Here is a 13,440-nt window from a genome sequence, read left to right as displayed (position 1 = left end):
CTGTAGGGCTTGCGCTATCATAGTGGAAATGAATAGTTGATATACAAGGTATAGTCGTGAACAATCTGCATAAATTGGATTTGCACAAGCTGGACTTGAACCTGCTGCTGACCCTCAACGCCTTGTTGATCGAGCGCAACGTGACGCGGGCGGCCGCGCGGCTGCACCTGAGTCAGCCTTCCGTCAGCGTACAGCTGGGCAAGTTGCGCGCCGCCTTCGACGATCCGCTGCTCTTGCCCGGTCCGCGCGGCATGCTGCCCACAGCGCGGGCGCTGGCCCTGTTTGCACCATTGCAAGCCGTGCTGGCCCAGCTGGAGCAAGTCTTGCAGCCGGAACAGGCGTTCGATCCGGCCACGGCCGAGGTGCGCTGGAACCTGGCGGCGGCAGACGCCACCGAATATGCGATCCTGCTGCCCATGCTGCCCGCCCTGCGCGCACAGGCGCCCTTGTCGCGCATGGCCGTGTTCGAGGCCGTGCCGGCGCGCATGGCGCAAGACCTGGAAAATGGCCAGGTCGACCTGGGCTTTCTGGCGCAGGAAGAAGCGCCGCCCGGCTTGCGCCACCGCACCTTGTTTACCGAGCACTACGTGCTGGCGGGCCGCCGCGACCATCCGCTGCTGCAAACGGCTCCCGACGTCGATCAATTTTGCGCGCTGGAATTCATCGTCGTCTCGCCCAACGGCGGCGGTTTCCGCAGCAATGTCGATACGGCGCTGGAATTGCTGGACCGGACGCGCAAGGTGGTGCTGTCCGTGCCGCATTTCCTCATCGTCCCGCCCTTGCTGGCAGCGTCCGACATGGTGGCCCTGCTGCCGTCGCGCCTGCTGAAAAACGCGCTGGGCGGCCTGCGCACGTGGGAGCCGCCCGTCAGCCTGCCCGATTACGAGATGGCCATGGTCTGGCACGAGCGCATGCACCTGGACCCGGCGCACCGCTGGTTGCGCGAACGCATCATGGCCTTCTGAACCCTAGGCTGCCTTCGGTTTGAGCATGCCTTCCACGATACCCAGCACGGTCTGGCGCGGCAACAAGCGCGGCAGCCACGCCAGCAGCCGGTTTGGCCTGCCCGCCACATGGCTGCAGCGGCCCTGGTCCAGCGCGCGCAGCGCTTCATCGACGACGGCTTGCGGATCCATGCGCTTGCCCACGGCCGCTTCGGGCGCGGCCACGACGTCGAAGAAGGCCGTCTCCGTGGCGCCCGGGCACAGGGCCAGCACGCGCACGCCGCGGCTGCGGTTTTCCGCCCACAGCGCTTCCGAGAACGACAGCACGAAAGCCTTGCTGGCGCCATACACGGCCATGTAGGGATCGGGCTGCAGCGCCGCCGTGGAGGCCACGTTGATGATGGCGCCGCGGCCTTTTGTCAGCATATGCGGCAAGGCGCAGTGCGTCATTTCCATGAGCGCCGTGCAATTGACGGTCACTTCAGCCGCCTGGCGCGCCAGGTCGATGCTTTCGAAGCGGCCATGCGTGGCGAATCCCGCGTTATTGATCAGTACGTCGGGCGCCATGCCCAGCGACCAGGCTTGCGCATAAGCTTGTGCTGCGGCGCCGGGCTGGCTCAGGTCGGCCACCAGCGCATGGGCGCGGATGCCGTGACGCTGGGAAAGTTCCCTGGCCAGGCTGTCGAGCACGGCGCCGGAACGGGCCAGCAACAGCAAATGGGCGCCGCGCGCGGCCAGGGTTTCCGCAAAGACGCGGCCGATGCCGGACGAGGCGCCCGTGATCAGCACGGTCTGGTTGGTATAGTTGAAAGCGGTCATGGCAGTGGTGTGGAGTAGATGAAGTTTTCAATGTAAACTGTAGACTTTAGTCCACGGTCAAGCGTGGAATGCAAAAAAATGCATATGGCTGCGTTGCATGGGCTTGCCCTGCACATTTTTCGCGTCCCACAAATTAGTAGAAAGTCAAAAAACCATGCGTATCGGAGAAATCACCCGCCTGACGGGCGTCAGCAAGGACACGGTGCGCTTTTACGAGCGCCAGGGGCTGCTGGATGAAGCGCCGCAGCCGGGCCTGACAAATAACTACAAGGAATATTCGGCGCAAGCCTTGCGGCGCATCGAGCTGATCGGCCACGCCAAGGCGCTGGGTTTTACCTTGAAGGAAATCGCCGACGTGATTGCCGTCTGGCAGGAAAACGCGCTCGATGCACAGACCAAACGAGCTATGCTGGAAACGAAAATTGCCCAGATCGATGACAAGGCCCGCTCGATGGCCGTGCTGCGCGCGGGCCTCGTCGATGCGCTGGCCAAGGTGGAGACGGGTTGCGACGATGTAGCGCCAGTGGAATACAAGAATAAATACAAGGAAAATCAATGAGCAACTATTACACGCGCTACCGCCACCTGGCGATCGAGGACGCCAAGCCCGCTCCCACAGCGCGGCAGATCGCCGCCATCGAGGCCTTGCTGGAAGCGCCCTTGCCGCCCGCCTTCCTGGCGTTCTTGAAAGTGGCCAACGGCGCCTGTTTTGACTACACCACTGATGTGCCGGACGGCAATGGTGGCGTGGAAAAAATGGGCTTCAATACCTTCTTCAGCGCGGATGAGGGCGATTTCTGCGATGAAACACTGGTCGGTGAAATCCGCGCCGCGCGCAAGCACACGGATATGCCCGTGCGCATCCTGCCGTTCGCCCGCGATGGCGGCAATTCCATGGTCTACCTGGACCTGACGGAGGAAGGCGGCGGCCGGGTACTGGCCTATGTGCAGGAATTGCCGGACTGGACGGGCAAGCGCGCCCACGGCCTGATGGAACTGGCGCCCTCGTTCGACGCCTGGCTGGACAGCCTGTACATCGACCGCGACACGGTGCTCGATGAGCTCGAACACAGCGTTTCGGAACCATCACACCTGGACGCGATGGCGGAATGGCTCGATATCGGCATGCCCGCCTGGCGCCGTGATGCCGGCATCACCGCTTTGTTTGCTCTGAAACAAGTCGAATTGTGCGCTAACGAACAGGACTAGTCCTACGGGCATAATCGCGACTGTCCTATGGGTGTGCGCGGGCTGCTGGCTTAACATTGTCATCAGCTTGTAGAAAAAACCACACCCGAAAGGATTTGCCATGCCTATCCCTACCACCAGTTCCCGTACCCCCTCCCTGAAAAGCGTGGCCATCGGCGCCGCCGTGGCCTTATTGAGCGGCATCGCCATCAACAGCATCGCCGCTGCCGCACCGGGCGCGTACGACAAGCAATTCCTCAGCAAGGCCGCAGACGCGGGCAGCACGGAAATTGCCGCAAGCAAAGTAGCGCAAAGCAAGAGCACCAATGCGGAAGTGAAGAAATTCGCCGATGCCATGGTCACGGACCACACGAAAGTCGCTGACGAGCTGAAACAGCTGGCCAGCAGCAAGCAGATCGAGGTCAGCGACCAGCCCGGCAAGAAACACCAGGCGCAGATTGACAAGCTGAGCCGCCTGGAAGGTGCGCAGTTCGACAAGGAATATGCGGCCACCATCGGCGTGGCGGCGCACAAGGACGCCGTGAAACTGTTTACGGATGCCAGCCAAAAGGCCAGCGATCCCGAGATCAAGGCCTTTGCCGCGAAGACCTTGCCAGCGTTGCAACATCACCTGGAAATGGCCAATACCTTGCATGCGGCGGTGGGCAAATAGCCAAGTTGACGGCAATTAGCGGGGACATGCTTGCTGTACGTGCCGTACGGCAAGCATGTCTGCTCTTGACATACAATGCGGCAACTTCGTTTTCGGCCATGCCATGACCTCATGCAGCTACTCAAGAAAACCGGCCTGATCGCCGCCGCCTTCCTGCTCATCTTCCTGCTGGCAGGCTGGCTCTTCATCAAAGTCAGCGCGGCGCGCAATGCCACCGTGTATGCACAGCAGTGGAACAACCAGGGCACGTGCGTGATCAAGACCTATGTGCCGCACTACGGCAACGGCGTGCCGCAGAACATCGTGCGCGCGCTGAGCACATCCACCTTCTTCCGCGTCTACCACAAGGATGGCACCTTGCTGGAAAGCACGGAATGGGTGCTGGACATGCATGAAGACGGCATTCTGGACCATGCACGCTGGGGCGAGAACCAGACCCGCGCCATCTACCCGACCGACCTCGGTGACGAAGGCTGGACCTTGCCTGTATGCGCGTGAACGCTACGTAATGATGCAAGACGCAAAACCAAAGGGCCTGCGCAGCCCCTGGGTCGACGTGCCATATGAGCCCACGCTTTACCATTTCCTTGGTCCCTTCGACGTGTACGACCGCGAACACACCCTGGGCGTGGAGCTCGACACCTGGGACATGAACGACCCGGTCCAGCGCGCGGCGCTGATACGGCGCGACATCACGTCGCAATACAAGGAACTCAGCTACCGGCACCGTCATGTACTGGTGACCGTGCTGGCGCAGGCGCTGCAAGACCCCGCTTTCGATTTCCAGGCCATCCTCGAGCACGACCCCGAGAGCACATACGCCCTGCCCGCCTTGTAGGATGAGATGGACGATCCGCGCGCCTTTTTCGCCGACATTTACCGGCTGGTGCAGCAGGACTGGCGCGACGACCTGGCGCGCGCTGCGGCGGAAGACCCGGCCAGCTGGTAGCGCGGCGCGGCCGCCACACTATCGATACGATAGCTTCCAGCCGCTTTTTCCCTCTGTCAACGCGATTACGGCCACCTGCACGCGACGTTGCAAAAACGCCCCACTCAAAAAAATACTGTTGCACCAGCGCATGTTTGCTGGCATCGCGCTACTATGAAACGTCGGCACTTCGATAGGCGCCGCCTCACCGCACCGGTTCCCCGCCGGCTTTCCCCTGCCGCAATGTGAAGGAGATTCTCATGCCCAAGTTCACCCCTGCCATTTGCCTGTCGGCCATGCTTGCCGCCGCGACGCTGCCTGGTATCGCCAGCGCTGCCGAAGGCGGCGCCACGCGCGCCGACGCAGAAGCCATGGTCAAGAAAGGCGTGGCCTACATCAAGAGCGCCGGCGACGCCAAGGCGTATGGCGAGATCACGGCCAAGTCGCCCCAATTCATCCTGCACGACCTGTACCTGGTCGTCTATAAACTCGACGGCACGGTCGCCGCGCATGGCGCCAACCCGAAAATGGTCGGCAAGAACTTGATCGAGCTGAAGGATATCGACGGCAAGGCCTTCGTCAAGGAACGAGTCGACTTGGCCAAGAGCAAGGGGACGTTCTGGCAGGAATACAAATTCACGAACCCGGAAACCAAGAAGATCGAGCCAAAGGTGATGTACTGCGAGAAACTGGCCGATTCCGTCGTCTGCGGCGGCATCTACCTGTAGCCGGCCGCCGCGCGGCCAGCGCCGGGATGGCACACCGATCTCTCAACGAATTTTTCAACGCTACGGGCCTCAATGAAAATCGCACAGAAGATGTTGATCGTCCCGGTGGTCGCGCTGGCTTGCCTGCTGGCCATGGGTGCCTTGTCCTACTTCGCCATGCAGCAGAATGAGCAGCGCATGCGCGAGTTGAAAGACGTCACCCTGACGGCCGAACGGCTTGCGAACCAGCAAGCTATTGCCCTGGGCCAGGTACATGCCGACGTGTACGCGAAGATCGCGATCGCGGCCAGCCTGTCCGAAGAGCAGTTCAAGCAATTCGGCGTGCAAACGGATGGCCAGTTGAACGCCATCGCGCAAGGATTGAAGGAGCTGCAGAAATTCTCGGGCGCCGCCACGGAAGCGGGCCAGGCCTTGCCCGGTGTCGAGCGCTACCGTGCCAGCGTGGCGCAGGCGCTGGACCTGGCGTCCATGGACCCGAACACGGGCGTGGCCGCGATGCAAAATGCCGCCGGACACTATCAGCAAGTGCGCGGGCAGCTGCGCCAGGTACTGCTCAACCTCGACCAGCGCACGGTTGTAGCCTTGCAGGAAACAAAAAATGCGGGCCAGCGCGCCGGCTGGCTGTCGCTGGGCACCATGGCTGTCGGCTTTGCCTTGCTGGCCCTGATCGCCACATGGGTGGCGCGCTCCGTGGTAGGGCCCATCGATGATGCCTGCCGCGCCGCCGAAAGCCTGGCCGCCGGCGACCTGACCACGCGCATCGAAGCCCAAGGCGACGATGAGGTGGGCAAGCTGACCCGGGCCCTGGCCACCGTGCTGAAGAACTGGAACACTTTATTGGGCGACATACGTCAGGCGGGCTCCACCATCACGGTGGAAGCGAGTGAAATCGCGCTGGGCAATGCGGACTTGTCGGCCCGTACCGAGTCGCAAGCCCATTCCTTGCAAGAAACGGCGTCGTCCATGCATGCCTTGACGGATACCGTGCGCGAGAATGCCAGCCATGCGCACCAGGCCAACCAGATGGTGCTGTCGACGTCGAATGTGGCGCTCGAAGGCGGGCGCGTCGTGGGCCAGGTGGTCGAGACGATGGGTTCGATCAAGGCCAGTTCCGGACGCATCGTCGACATCATCGCTGTCATCGACGGCATTGCGTTCCAGACGAATATCCTCGCCCTGAACGCGGCAGTGGAAGCGGCGCGCGCGGGCGAACAGGGGCGCGGCTTTGCCGTCGTCGCCACCGAGGTGCGGGGCCTGGCGCAGCGTTCGGCCACGGCGGCGCGTGAAATCAAGCAACTGATCGAGGATTCCGTAGCCAGGATAGAAACGGGCAGCGAGCTGGCCGACAGCGCCGGGCGCACCATGGGAGATATCGTTGCTTCCGTCCAGCAGGTGACGGAAATCATGAACGACATCACGGCGGCCAGCCAGCGCCAGAGCAAGGGCATCGAGGAAGTCAACAATGCCATCACGGAAATGGACGAATTGACCCAGCGCAATGCCGCCCTCGTCGAGCAATCGGCCGCCGCCGCGCAAAGCATGCAAGACCAGGCGCATGATTTGCTGCGCGTGGTTGACGCCTTCCGCCTGGGCGATGGCGGCCCGCCGTTGCTGCCGCGTCAGTAACGTTGCGGCATGGCAGCCTTGGCGCAGGCCAGCATTTTCCTGCCCGCCTCGGCCAGCGCGGGGTCCGGGTCCGTCTGCAAGGCGCTGCCCCGGCTGTTCTGATCCTCGTAACTGCCCAGCATGGCCGCATACAGCGAGGCCTGGTCCTGCTTGCGCCAGGTGGCGCTGGGGAGATTGCCGGGGGTGACAGGTATGCCGATGCTGAAGTAGCCATACAGGCCGCCCACCTGTTTCTTGTGCAACCATTCCATCAATTGCACGATGCGGTACTGTTCCAGCAAGCTCAGTGCGTGAACATTGACGCTGGACAAGGCGTAATACAGTTCCAATCGGGCCATCCAGTTGCCTTTTTCGCCGGCCGCCACCAGCGCATCCCAGGCGGGGCCGGCGCGCACCTTGCGCACATCGCCCGGCAATGCCATCCACGCCTCGACTGAGGCCTGTTCCGGCACGGGGCCATAATCAGCGGGCGCGCGGCAGACGAACTGGCGCGCATCGGGTCCGCCATCCCCCAGCGCCTCGCCAAGCTGTTTGGCGACCTTGTCGCCGCTACCCAACAGGCGCTTGCCATAGCTTTCCAGAGTCCAGCTCGAAGGCAAGCGTCCCAGCCATGCCAGATCATCGTCGTTGGCGCGGGCCTGCACGGCATAAGCGGCGATCCTGGCCTGCATCTTGACTTCTTTCTCCTGCTGCGCCAGCTTGCGCGCCTCTTGCTCTTCATCATGGCGGCTCGTGGTCTTGGCCAGTTGCATGCATTGCTGGAAGGCGTCCGGTGCGCCCTGCCAGCACTGGGCTGGCACCTTCAGCTGCCAGCGCATGCTGACGGTTTTCAGAGTATACGTGTCTTCGCCCTCCTCCCCTTTGACATAGGCGCGGCCGTCGGCTTTCGTCACGCCTTTCGCCAGCTGCTTGCCGCCAGCCGTGCTCCACGTATACGGGTCATCGTCCTGCGGCACGCCGGGCGCGGCGTACAGGGTCAGGTAGTGGCCGGCTGCCGCAGGCGCATCGGCGGCATGGCTCAGCGGCGATAGCAGGGATAAAGCCAGTAAAGTTCTTCCAGGTGTCAGTTTCAGCATGCAGCAATCGTCAATGAAGTTCAGTGTGGCAGGCGCAGTCGTGGCCGCTGGCTGCTTCGGACAGGTTTTGCAGGATTGCGCAGTCTTGCGACGGCTGCGGCTGGTCGCACTGGTGGCGCAGGGTCACCAGTTGCTGCTGCAATATTTGCAAATTCGCCATTTGCTCGGCAATGCGCAAGATATGGTGGTCGAGCAATTCATTGACGCTCTGGCAGCCTTCTGCCGGATTATTCTTGAACTCCAGCAAGGCGCGGATATCGGTCAAGCCGATCTGCAGGGAGCGGCAATGGCGGATGAATTGCAGCCGTTCCTGGTGTTCTTCGCGGTATTCGCGGTAGCCGGCGCTGTTGCGGCCAGGTTCCTGCAGCAAGCCCGCCTTTTCATAATAACGCACGGTTTCCACGTCACAATCTGTCCGTTTGGCCAGTTCTCCGATACGCATGGCATCCCCTTTCATTCTTTCGCGCAAATTGCGCTTGACCCTGTAGCGGCTACAGGGTTTCTAATGGAAGCATACACGAAACCGGAAGGACGATGCGATGCCACACGATAGCCACGATCACGACCACACCCATGCGCACGACCATGAGCACAAGCACGACCACAAGCATGACCACGCGCCCAAGGAKGACCACGCGCCCAAGGCGGTCAGCTGCTGTTCCAGCCAGCATGCGTGCTCGTCCACGCCTGCCGCCCCGTCTGGCCCGGCCCTCCCCAGCACCGCCATTGCCGGCGCGAACACGGCCAAATACCGCATCGCCAACATGGATTGCCCCACGGAAGAACGGCTGATCCGCAACAAGCTGAGCAATATGGCCGGCGTCGTGGGCCTCGATTTCAACCTGATGAACCGCGTGCTCGACGTGCATCACACCCTGCCCTCGCTGGCCACGGTGGAAGCGGCCCTGCACGGCATCGGCATGCAGGCCATTCCCATGGAAGCGAATGCTGCCGTCGCGCGGGACCCGAACGAAGGCAGCCTGAGCGGCCTGCAAAAAGGCTTGCTGGTCGTCTCCGGCCTGGCTGCCGCGGCCGCCGAAGCGCTGGCGTGGACCACGCATGAAGACAGTTCGCCCCTCGTCATCGCCCTGGCCCTGCTGTCGATTGCCACGGGCGGCTGGCCGACCCTGAAAAAGGGCTGGATTGCCCTGAAAACCTTCACCCTGAACATCAATTTCCTGATGAGCCTTGCAGTTTTCGGCGCCGTCGCCATTGGCCAGTGGCCGGAAGCGGCCATGGTCATTTTCCTGTTCGCCATCGCCGAACTGATCGAAGGCTTGTCCCTGAACCGCGCGCGCAACGCCGTGCACAGCCTGATGCAGCTGGCACCCGACACGGCCACGGTCGCCGACGCCAGCGGCGCCTGGCAGCAGGTATCCGTTGGCACGGTGGCCATCGGCGCCTTGATGCGCGTCAAGCCGGGCGAGCGCATCGCGCTCGATGGCGTGGTGGCCAGCGGCGAATCGTCCGTCAACCAGGCGCCGATCACCGGTGAAAGCATGCCCGTGGACAAGGCCGTGGGCGACGTCGTGTATGCGGGCACCATCAATGAACGGGGCTTGCTCGACGTCACGGTGACAGCCAACAGCGGCAACAGCACGCTGGCGAAAATCGTCAAGGTGATCGAGGAAACCCAGGGCAAACAGGCGCCCACGCAGCGCTTCGTCGACAATTTCGCCCGTTACTACACGCCGGCCGTCGTCGTCTTCGCCATCCTCGTGGCCGTGCTGCCGCCACTGCTGCTGGGCCAGCCGTTCATGGCCTGGGTCTACAAGGCGCTGGTGATGCTGGTGATCGCCTGCCCGTGCGCACTCGTTATATCCACGCCGGTGACCGTCGTCAGCGGCCTGACGGCGGCTGCGCGGCGCGGCATCCTGGTCAAAGGCGGGCAATTCCTGGAAACCGGTTATCGCATCAAGGCCATCGCCGTCGACAAGACAGGTACCTTGACCATGGGCAAACCAGCGGTCACGGACGTGGTGGCGCTCGATGGCGGCAGCCGCGACACTATCCTGCTGCTGGCCGCCAGCCTCGATGCGAACTCGGCCCACCCCCTGGCCGCCGCCATCGTCAAGGCAGGTCCGCCGGCCAGCAGTCACTTGCCCGTGACCCAGTTTGCCGCCCTGCATGGCCGCGGCGTGCAAGGCACGATCGCTGGCCAGACGTATTACCTGGGCAATGCGCGCCTGATGACGGAATTGAAGATACTGACGCCGGCACTGCAAGCCATTTTGGTCGGGCTGGAACAGCAGGCGTACACGGCCATGGTGCTGGCCACCTCCACCGGTGCGCTGGGCGTGATCGCCGTGGCCGACGTGCTGCGCCCGACTGCGGCGTCCGCCATCGCCAAATTGAATGCGCTGGGTGTCACCACCGTGATGCTGACGGGAGACAATGCGTTGACGGCGCAGCGTATCGGCGCCGAAGTCGGTGTCAGCCTGGTCAAGGCGGAGTTGCTGCCGGAAAACAAACTTGATGAGATCAAGGCCTTGCAGCAGCAGTTCGGCGTAGTCGCCATGCTCGGTGACGGCGTCAACGACGCCCCGGCCCTGGCGCAAGCCGACATCGGCTTTGCCATGGGCGCGGCCGGCAGCGACACGGCCATCGAAACGGCGGACGTGGCCCTGATGGATGATGAACTGGGCAAATTGCCTGAATTCATCAGCCTGAGCCAGCGCACACGCAGCATCCTCGTGCAAAACATCAGCTTTGCCATCGGCATCAAGGCCGTCTTCTTCGGCCTGGCCCTGGCCAGCATGGCGACCTTGTGGATGGCCGTGTTCGCCGACGTGGGCGCCAGTCTGCTCGTAGTGGCGAACGGCCTGCGCTTGCTGCGCAAGAGCCAGCAAGCATAGTCCCTAGCAGAAATATTTCCATCTGGACAATTGCTGTAAAAAACGCTACTTTGGCGACTGACCTCCACCGCCGCCAAAGTAGCCGATGACCTTCCTGCCCCGCCTGACCCTGCTGTCTACCTTGCTTGCCAGCACCTGCCTGCATGCCGAACCCCTGGTTTTCACACCCTGCTCCGATACGGCCGCCCCCGGCAGTCTGTGCTCGGGCTTGAACGTGCCCGGCAGCTACGATGCCCGGGGCCGTGCCATCGGCAGCGCGGATGCCATGCACGTCTTCGTGCGCAAATTTGCCGCCGATGTGCCTGCCGGCAAGCCGGCCAAAGGCATTCTGTGGCTGGTGGCGGGCGGTCCCGGCGAATCGGGCGCCGCGTTCTACAGCTTGCTGCCCACCTTGCGCCGCAGCTTTCCCGGCTTTGAATTCCTGATTCCCGACCACCGCGGCACGGGCCATTCTTCGCGCCTGTGCAAGGTGGAAGAGTCGGAACAAAGTCCCGGCGGCCGCGCCCTGGCCGGGGCCGAATGGGGCAGCTGCTTTGCCGGCATCAACCTGGTGCCGGAATACGCGAGCCAGTTTTCCATCACGATGGCGGCGCGCGACTTGAAAGCCCTGATCGAAGGCGAACAGGGCAAGAAGAAGCCGCCCGTGTATGTATACAGTGTGTCGTATGGTACGCAGCTGGTCTTGCGCACCTTGCAGCTGGGGCCGCTGCCCGTCCAGGGCATCATCTTCGACTCCTTGGTGCCTCCGCAAACGGATGCGCGCTGGGACTTGAGCCAGCGCTCGCACGTGGTCAACACGGTCGGCATGCAGGTACTGGCCCGCTGCGATGCGGATGCGGCTTGCCATTCGGCACTGGGCGAGCCGGCCGCAACGCTGTACCGCCGCGTGCTGGACAAGGCGCAAGCGGACCCCGCCCTGCTGGCGACCATTCCCGGCAAGAACCTGAAAAACTTCCTGGGTGGCATGCTTGACGTGCCAAACGCCCGCGCCCGCATTCCGTATCTGCTGCAAGACCTGGACCGGGGCGGCGAGACGGAGCTGACGTCCGTGCGCGCCACATTGACGGACGCGGCAGCCAGCCTGGGTAGCTATCCCCAGTCGCCGCTGTCGATTCCGCTGGTCAGCATCATCAGCAATTCGGAAAACAATCTGCAGCCGTCGTTGCGTCCCGGCTGGACGGCCGCCGACATCGCCCGCGACGAGGCGGAATTGCTGTTTACCAGTCCCCTGCCCCGCATCCTGCTGGGCGGCGGCTTGCCCACGTACCCGCGCGACGCCTATTTCGGCGTCTTGCCGGAGAAAATGCCGCCAACTTTGGTACTGCAGGGAACCCTGGACCCGAAGACGCCATACGCGGGCGCGCAGGCGCAAGTGCGGGCTTTGACGCAAAGCAAGGCCGGCAAGGTGGCCCTGTCCAGCGTGCAGAACGCCCCGCATTTCATTTTATGGACGGCGCCCGCCTGCTTTGAACAGGCCAGCACCCGCTTTATTGCCGGCAAGCCGGCGCACGATTGCACGCTGTAGTTCCACCAACTAGTTAAAAGAGGACGATATGCGCATCACCGGCCTGGCATTGCTGCTGTTATCTTGTTACGGCGTGGCGCAAGCGGCGGCGCCCGCCGCCCCGTCCATCTGCGCCTCGCCCGCACAGCCGATCCGAGAACAAGGCTATGTGCCCATCAATGGCATCGAGCAATGGATCACGGTCACGGGCGCCGCCTGCGGCAATCCCGTGATCCTGTTCATCCATGGCGGTCCCGGCAACGCGCTCAGTCCGTACGCGGACGCCATCTACGCCGGCTGGGAGCGCCACTACACCCTGGTGCAGTGGGACCAGCGCGGCGCCGGCATGACGTATGCGAAACAGCAACCGACGGAAGACGTGCCCTTGACTGTGGAACAGATGCGTGACGACGGCATCGCCGTGGCCCGCTATATTGAACAGCATCTGGGCCAGCAGAAGGTCATTTTGATGGGCAGTTCCTGGGGATCGATACTGGGCGTACACATGGCCAAGGCGCGCCCCGACCTGTTCCACGCGTATATCGGCACGGCGCAGGTAGTCAATGCGCGGGACAATGAAACCGGCATGTACCGGGAAGTGATGGCGCTGGCGCAAGCGGCCGGCGATACCGCCACCGTGGACAAGCTGACGGCGCTCGGTGCGCCGCCATGGCGCGATCCGCGCAACTTCGGCATCTTGCGCCGCTTCGACCGCAAATATGAAGGATTGGCAACGGATCCGCCACCGAAACACTGGTGGCAGCCGGCGCCGTTCTACGCCACGCCGCAAGCCCTGGCCGATGCCGAGGCAGCCGATGACTATTCGTACATCCAGTTCATCGGCCTGCGCGGCGACGGCATGTTCGCCAAGGTCGACCTGCCCGCACTGGGCACGCGCTTTGACTTGCCCGTGTTTTTCATCATGGGCGAAGCGGACTTGCTGACCTCGCCCGTCATCGCGCGTACCTCCTTCGACAGCATCCCGGCGCCGGCCAAGGATTTTACCGTGGTGAAACGGGCCGGACACGACCCCAACAAGGCCGTGCTCGACGCCCAATGGACGGTCTTGCGCGACAAGGTGGCGCCGCTGCTGCAGTAA

Annotated in this window: 14 protein-coding genes; 11 read left to right on the top strand and 3 right to left on the bottom strand. The window is 63.0% G+C overall.

All coding sequences use genetic code 11. The features are described from left to right. The first annotated feature begins 56 nt into the window (after positions 1 to 56). Positions 57 to 965: a LysR family transcriptional regulator gene (locus AC4BCN_RS15665; RefSeq protein ID WP_490491168.1), complete on the top strand. Its 909-nt coding sequence runs from the start codon at positions 57 to 59 to the stop codon at positions 963 to 965. Between the two features lie 3 nt (positions 966 to 968). Here the strand turns inward: AC4BCN_RS15665 and AC4BCN_RS15660 are convergent, their stop codons facing one another. Next, positions 969 to 1,763, bottom strand: coding sequence for an SDR family NAD(P)-dependent oxidoreductase (locus AC4BCN_RS15660; protein WP_490491167.1), 795 nt, complete (start codon positions 1,761 to 1,763; stop codon positions 969 to 971). Positions 1,764 to 1,917: 154 nt separating this feature from the next. On the opposite strand from AC4BCN_RS15660, the gene AC4BCN_RS15655 reads away from it, so the two are divergent. The 7 genes from AC4BCN_RS15655 (at position 1,918) to AC4BCN_RS15625 (ending at position 6,906) form a co-directional block, all read left to right on the top strand. After that, on the top strand, positions 1,918 to 2,322 hold the full coding sequence (locus AC4BCN_RS15655; protein ID WP_490491166.1) for a MerR family transcriptional regulator: 405 nt from the start codon (positions 1,918 to 1,920) through the stop codon (positions 2,320 to 2,322). Then, positions 2,319 to 2,972 carry an SMI1/KNR4 family protein gene (locus tag AC4BCN_RS15650; protein ID WP_139088995.1) on the top strand — a complete coding sequence of 218 codons (654 nt, stop codon included), beginning with the start codon at positions 2,319 to 2,321 and terminating at the stop codon, positions 2,970 to 2,972. Before AC4BCN_RS15655 ends, AC4BCN_RS15650 begins: the two co-directional genes overlap by 4 nt. Before the next feature lie 100 nt (positions 2,973 to 3,072). Beyond that, positions 3,073 to 3,624: a DUF4142 domain-containing protein gene (locus tag AC4BCN_RS15645; protein WP_070301693.1), complete on the top strand. Its 552-nt coding sequence runs from the start codon at positions 3,073 to 3,075 to the stop codon at positions 3,622 to 3,624. 111 nt (positions 3,625 to 3,735) lie between these two features. Then, entirely contained in the window at positions 3,736 to 4,122 is a 387-nt protein-coding gene (locus AC4BCN_RS15640; RefSeq protein WP_128141487.1) for a hypothetical protein, read from the top strand. Positions 4,123 to 4,132: 10 nt separating this feature from the next. After that, positions 4,133 to 4,462: a hypothetical protein gene (locus AC4BCN_RS15635; protein WP_490491165.1), complete on the top strand. Its 330-nt coding sequence runs from the start codon at positions 4,133 to 4,135 to the stop codon at positions 4,460 to 4,462. Between the two features lie 350 nt (positions 4,463 to 4,812). Continuing rightward, positions 4,813 to 5,280, top strand: a complete 468-nt coding sequence (locus tag AC4BCN_RS15630) for a cache domain-containing protein (protein ID WP_128141489.1) — start codon at positions 4,813 to 4,815, stop codon at positions 5,278 to 5,280. Positions 5,281 to 5,352: 72 nt separating this feature from the next. After that, positions 5,353 to 6,906, top strand: coding sequence for a methyl-accepting chemotaxis protein (locus AC4BCN_RS15625; RefSeq protein WP_252867218.1), 1,554 nt, complete (start codon positions 5,353 to 5,355; stop codon positions 6,904 to 6,906). Here AC4BCN_RS15625 and AC4BCN_RS15620 read toward each other — a convergent pair. Then, positions 6,900 to 7,982 carry a hypothetical protein gene (locus tag AC4BCN_RS15620; RefSeq protein WP_490491164.1) on the bottom strand — a complete coding sequence of 361 codons (1,083 nt, stop codon included), beginning with the start codon at positions 7,980 to 7,982 and terminating at the stop codon, positions 6,900 to 6,902. The two genes, AC4BCN_RS15625 and AC4BCN_RS15620, sit on opposite strands and share 7 nt — an antisense overlap. Before the next feature lie 10 nt (positions 7,983 to 7,992). Next, positions 7,993 to 8,424, bottom strand: a complete 432-nt coding sequence (gene cadR, locus AC4BCN_RS15615) for a Cd(II)/Pb(II)-responsive transcriptional regulator (RefSeq protein ID WP_034748257.1) — start codon at positions 8,422 to 8,424, stop codon at positions 7,993 to 7,995. A gap of 97 nt (positions 8,425 to 8,521) precedes the next feature. On the opposite strand from cadR, the gene AC4BCN_RS15610 reads away from it, so the two are divergent. From AC4BCN_RS15610 to AC4BCN_RS15600, 3 genes are all read left to right on the top strand, one after another. Next, positions 8,522 to 10,837, top strand: coding sequence for a heavy metal translocating P-type ATPase (locus tag AC4BCN_RS15610; RefSeq protein ID WP_490491163.1), 2,316 nt, complete (start codon positions 8,522 to 8,524; stop codon positions 10,835 to 10,837). An 85-nt stretch (positions 10,838 to 10,922) separates the two neighbouring features. Then, positions 10,923 to 12,362 (top strand): alpha/beta fold hydrolase, encoded by a 1,440-nt coding sequence (locus AC4BCN_RS15605; RefSeq protein ID WP_490491162.1) that lies wholly within the window; start codon positions 10,923 to 10,925, stop codon positions 12,360 to 12,362. 28 nt (positions 12,363 to 12,390) lie between these two features. After that, complete coding sequence (locus tag AC4BCN_RS15600; protein ID WP_490491161.1) at positions 12,391 to 13,440, top strand: alpha/beta fold hydrolase; 1,050 nt, start codon at positions 12,391 to 12,393, stop codon at positions 13,438 to 13,440.

The sequence above is a fragment of the Janthinobacterium sp. Bl 1 genome (assembly GCF_058215535.1).
The sequence above is the reverse complement of the archived record's forward strand: the minus strand, read 5'-3'. Positions and strand labels throughout refer to the sequence as shown.